Source organism: Pseudoalteromonas sp. MER144-MNA-CIBAN-0113 (assembly GCF_040308965.1).
Taxonomy (GTDB): Bacteria; Pseudomonadota; Gammaproteobacteria; order Enterobacterales; family Alteromonadaceae; genus Pseudoalteromonas; species Pseudoalteromonas tetraodonis.
Genome location: NZ_JBEOOG010000153.1, coordinates 1 through 1,934, shown reverse-complemented (window position 1 = coordinate 1,934; position 1,934 = coordinate 1). Strand labels below are relative to the sequence as shown.

Annotated in this window: 1 pseudogene; it reads right to left on the bottom strand. The window is 42.6% G+C overall.

Annotation, left to right across the window (positions count from 1 at the left end):
• Positions 1-192 precede the first annotated feature (192 nt).
• Positions 193-1,860, bottom strand: a pseudogene (locus AAEY57_RS19080) (SulP family inorganic anion transporter); the annotation flags it as partial.
• Between the last annotated feature and the right edge of the window lie 74 nt (positions 1,861-1,934).

Here is a 1,934-nt window from a genome sequence, read left to right as displayed (position 1 = left end):
AGACAGAAAAGTTGTGATCAAGAGACAGGGATGTAGGTAAGGGGCGTGAGCAGGACGCGGAAGCTTTGCTCGGTTTTGACTTAGCCCGCTAGGTTACAAACCTCGCGCCGCGATTAAATCGCCCCTAGTTTGAACAAATTTTAATCCACAAAGGTCAACAGACCCTAGTGTAGTTGAGGAAAAATAATAACCCTAATTATTACCTGCATTTATCTCTTCGGAGTTTTGCGATTGAAACATCGTAACCTCGTCGACATGCTGACTGACGCTGTTTTTTTGTAAGGCAATGTATAAGTCTGAATGAATATAAATACCGTCTTTACCTGAGGCGATACCAGCGGTTTTAAACCAAGAAAGTAGTTGGCGTTTTCTTCCCGCTAGCTCTAATCGAATACCTCGTTTTTTAAATATCACATCTAGGTCTGCGAGCATGGCCATAACGCTTAAATCAAGATGAGTGAAGCAGGGCACAGCATCAATAATGACACATTGCGTGTCGTCTTTTTGTCTTGCATATTGCTCTAACAAGCGGCGTTTAAAATAACTGGCATTAAAATAGGTTAAAGGAGAATTAAAACGATATATAAAAACCCCTTGTACTGCTTTGGCTTTATCTGTTTCGTCTAAGCTTCTTACTACGCCTTTTATATCCACACCTAAAATGGTGTCTGATGGGCGCATAACAGTTCGAATAAATTGAAATAACCCTAGTAATACAGCAAGGGTAATTCCTGGTATAACACCAATAAACAGCACAGCAAAAAGTGTGGCTGAGGCTAAGTAAAATGCCTGCTTATCTTTAAGTTTTAATTGCCAGACTGCCTTTAAATCAAGCAGGTGAACAGAGGCAATTATTAATACAATCCCGAGTGCAGCACTGGGAATAAACTCAAGCGGCGCCGTTAAAAAAAGAGCGATAACGCCAATAATAGCGGCAGCTATAATCGAAACTAATTGGGTTTTTCCGCCAGAGTCGTCGTTCACGGCTGTGCGTGAGTCGGCACCACTAACGGCAAAGCCTTGTGATAATGCTGACGCTAAATTAGCGATGCCCAAGGCTCTAAATTCTTTATCGGCATCGATGTCGTAGCCATTCTTTGCTGCAAAGCTTCGCGCCGTTAGCATCATGCTGACAAAGCTAACTATGGCTAAGTTGAGTGCCGGTACAACAAGTTCTCGAATAATACCCACGTCAAATACTGGAGTGTTAAACACAGGCAAACCACCGGTTACTGTGCCTATGGTTTTTATTTCAAACTGCTCTAAATTAAACAACCAAACGAATACCGCACCTAGTGCAATGGCAAACATAGAGGCTGGCCATGTAGGTTTTAAGCGCTTTAACACAAAGTAAACGCCGAGGGTAAATAAAGCCATTAGCAAGGTGGGAATATGAGTTTGCGATAAATACGTAGGAACGCCACCTAAACGCTCAAGCAAGTAGCGCTCATCAAAGGTAAAGCCAAATACTTTAGAAAACTGACCAACAATAATGGTAATAGCCACACCGTTTAGTAACCCCATTAAAATTGGTTTAGATAAAAAGTCGGCTAATACACCTAGCTTAAAGCGGCTGGCAATAAAGCACCAAAAACCGGTCATTGCGGTCATGGTGATCACTAATTGCCAATGTTTAAAGCTATCGCCTGCAGCAAGTGGAGTAACAACTGCTGCAATAACCGCACATGTTGCGGCATCAGGGCCAATAATAAGCTGTTTAGAGGTACCAAAAAGTGCATAAAGCATCATAGGTAATACGCAAGAATACAGGCCAACCGCAGCATTAACGCCTGTAAGTTGCGCATAAGCTATAGCAACAGGTAAAGCAACGGCTGCAACCGATAATGCCGCTCTAACATCACGGCTAGCGCATTTTAATCCCAGATTCTAACAGGGTTGAGCGATAATCATCGTCTAGCCCTGCCATTTTCTTT